We start from the raw sequence: 1,261 nt of genomic DNA on the forward strand, positions 1-1,261 counted from the left end.
GCGAGATCACGATCCCCGGCGCCGACCACCCCATGGTCATGACCTATCCCGAGCTGCTCACCGGCGCGCGGACCCCCGGCCGCCGGGTCGCGGTGATCGGTGCCGGTGGCATCGGCGTGGACGTCTCGCAGTTCCTGCTGGCCGGCGGGCCCGGGATCGCCGTCGACGGCCGCGAACCGAGCGGCCACTCCACGGATGTGGAGGCGTGGCGGCGCCACTGGGGCGTGACCGATCCGGCGCTCGAGCGCGCGGGACTGGGCACGGCCGTGCACGCCGAGCCGGCCCACGAGGTGCACCTGCTCCAGCGCAAGACCTCCCGCATCGGCCGGGGCCTGGGCAAGACCACCGGCTGGGTGCACCGCGCCGAGCTCGAGGCCGGCGGCGTGCGGAAGCACACCGGGGTGACCTACGTGAAGGTCGACGACGACGGGCTGCACATCCTCGACGCCGACGGCCGTCCGCAGCTCGTGCGTGTGGACTCGGTCGTGGTGTGCGCGGGCCAGGAATCGGTGCGCGACCTGGTGGGGGTGGCCGATCAGCTGGGCGGCGGGGTGAACGGACGGGTCCACGTGATCGGCGGCGCGGACGTGGCCGCCGAACTCGACGCCAAGCGCGCGATCAAGCAGGGAGTGGAGCTCGCGGCAGCCCTCTAGGACCCGCAGCGCACCTCGCGGCGGCGGTCGACGATGCTGAACGCCAACGCGCCCGCGGCCAGCGCGGCGATCAGCCCGAGCGCCACCCGGAACGCGAGCAGCCAGTCGTCCTGGGTCTCGACGATCCAGAACAACACGCCCGGCACCATCGCCGTGCCCACCGCGGTGCCCATGCGCTGGCCCAGCGAGATGATGCTGCCGGCGACCCCGCCGTACTCGGGGTCCACCGCGCGCAGGGTGAGCGTCTGGTTGGGGGAGATGGTCATGCCCTGCGCGGTGCCCATCATCGCGGCGGGGACCATGAAGATCAGGTAGCGCACCGCCCCGGACTCCACGACGCCCGCGAGCAGGATGAACGTCAGCAGCGCGGTGATGGTGAGGCAGAAACCGCCGATGACCATCCGCCGCCCGAGTCGGAGCACGAACCGTCCCGCGACCTGGGCCGAGATGGCGGCGAGGACCGAGGCGGGCAGGCTGATGAACGCCGAGTCGATGGGCGCGTAGCCCAGGTGGAACTGCAGGTACATCGGCATGACGATCCACAGGCTCGTGCCGCCCACGAAGTAGATCGACACGATGATCATGCCGTTGCGGAACGCCGCGTCGCG

2 protein-coding genes are annotated in these 1,261 nt (G+C 72.0%); one reads left to right on the forward strand and one right to left on the reverse strand.

The annotated features are described in order from the left end of the window. Positions 1–653, forward strand: a 653-nt coding sequence (locus tag G6024_RS11570; protein WP_159148751.1) for an FAD-dependent oxidoreductase, incomplete at its 5' end; no start/stop codon positions are given. On the opposite strand, the gene G6024_RS11575 is transcribed toward G6024_RS11570, so the two are convergent. Continuing rightward, positions 650–1,261, reverse strand: a 612-nt coding sequence (locus G6024_RS11575) for an MFS transporter (RefSeq protein WP_159148752.1), incomplete at its 5' end; no start/stop codon positions are given. The two genes, G6024_RS11570 and G6024_RS11575, sit on opposite strands and share 4 nt — an antisense overlap.

This window comes from Dietzia maris (assembly GCF_014144855.1).
Taxonomy (GTDB): Bacteria; Actinomycetota; Actinomycetes; order Mycobacteriales; family Mycobacteriaceae; genus Dietzia; species Dietzia kunjamensis.